The following is a 1,600-nucleotide window of genomic DNA, read 5'->3' as shown; positions in this document are numbered from 1 at the left end:
CGGCTCCGGCAGAGCCACTCCCCACAGAGCTGCCCGCCGTCGAAAATCCGGCGACGGATGCCAGCCATCAGTCATCGGAAATTTCCCGATGGGTTCGTTCAGGCCTTCCAGGTAATCAGGTTCCGCTGCCTGCAACGGCACGCCATTCGACTCACTGGCCGGAGCACTCTCGCGCACGCGCGCGTTATGTGTGGGGTTTATATATCTGTTATCTGTTATCTGGATACCGCATGACAAAGCGTTAGCCTTATCCTTAGGCTTATCCTCAGGCAAAGGGATTGCCTTATCGAATGCCATCCCCAAAGCCTCAGAAACCCCGTAGGACGCGGCTCTCAGCGATTCCCTGGCCTCCCATTTGAGAGGGCAATCAGGAATTAAAGCGAATGCCTTTGCCCAGGATTTAATGACATTTATCGAGTTTGGCGGATTGTGTTTCGCAGCATTCGGGAGCCAAAAAACTCTGGCTTTGATATCTGCTTTCACCATGCCAAGATTCATGGCTTCGCCTAAGGCTAAGTCAAAGGCTTCGATATCCCACCCCAACTCTTCAGCCATTGCTGCCCGCCCGGCTTTAAACAACCCTGGAATAATCCCGGTAAATGGACTGGTCAGCAGATAAATAAACAAACTCTGTCCACTTGGAGGCAGAGGAGATAACGCCCTAAATTTGGGATCATCCCATATCGTTATTTTTACCTTGCGATAAGGCTCATTGTTTGCCTTAGTTTTTGGCATGGGATTTGGCATGTTTTTAGCCTTAACCATAATTGCCTCATCTGGTGTCGAACCTTCCTCCGGATATAATCTGTGATTCCCCAATCAACAGAACCAAAGGAGGTTCGACATGTCTTTAATGGCTGTTTGCCAAAAAATTAAAAATCACATGCGCACTGTGTACAAAATTAACCAGCACGACCACGACATGGTTAACCTGGTAACATGCAGGGCTATAGTTCTCACCCGCTTCCACCTGATTCTTACAAATCACTCACGGGATTCTCTCCTGAGCCCCAGTAGCTATGATTCGCTGGCGAGATTGCTATACCAGGCAAGTGAAAAACGTATTACTGATCCCTTATCTGTTTCCCCTGTCCTTGCTCTTCACATTCTGGAAGACGCTCTCTATGACCCCCGCCAGGAATGCGACTATCAATTTCTTGAAGCTGAGAAATCAATGAGAGAATGGTTCGTTGAATATCGCGAACGGCAGCAAACGTTATCCTCAGAGTATTCAGAACTTCCGCAACTTCGCTGGAGTGATCTTCCGAACGAATTATTTGCTCTGACCCCAGAAAATTAATTCTTGGGGATAAATCGTCCATAACTGAGCGCAGGCTAAGTTCTGCGCTCTGAAGCTTCCGAACCGAAGTTTCTGTACCCCAACCCGCAATTTCTGCATTTTTTGCAAGTTTCAGGATCCAGTCTCGTAGTTCGCCGGGAGTAAGATTTCCAGCATTGATAAACGGTTTGATTTTCATTGTTAGTTACCCTATTCACTTAATGAACAACAACAGAATCGCCGGACGAACCGCCGTCGCTGAAATGCGCTTTACGGTAAACAGCCTGGACCGCATCATCATGCGCATCAATTGCCGTACTC

The 1,600-nt window shown here is 48.1% G+C and carries 1 protein-coding gene and 2 pseudogenes; all 3 read right to left on the bottom strand.

Annotated elements, in window-relative coordinates; all coding sequences use genetic code 11:
* Positions 1-555 (bottom strand): annotated as a pseudogene (locus tag EQY_RS0123675) (DnaT-like ssDNA-binding domain-containing protein); the annotation flags it as partial.
* Between the two features lie 509 nt (positions 556-1,064).
* Positions 1,065-1,478: a hypothetical protein gene (locus EQY_RS0123670; RefSeq protein ID WP_000695004.1), complete on the bottom strand. Its 414-nt coding sequence runs from the start codon at positions 1,476-1,478 to the stop codon at positions 1,065-1,067.
* A gap of 19 nt (positions 1,479-1,497) precedes the next feature.
* Positions 1,498-1,600, bottom strand: a pseudogene (locus EQY_RS27160) (toxin YdaT family protein); the annotation flags it as partial.

The organism is Escherichia sp. TW14182 (assembly GCF_000208525.1).
GTDB classification, from domain to species: domain Bacteria; phylum Pseudomonadota; class Gammaproteobacteria; order Enterobacterales; family Enterobacteriaceae; genus Escherichia; species Escherichia ruysiae.
Note: the sequence above shows the minus strand (reverse complement) of the source record. Positions and strands in the feature narration are given on the sequence as shown.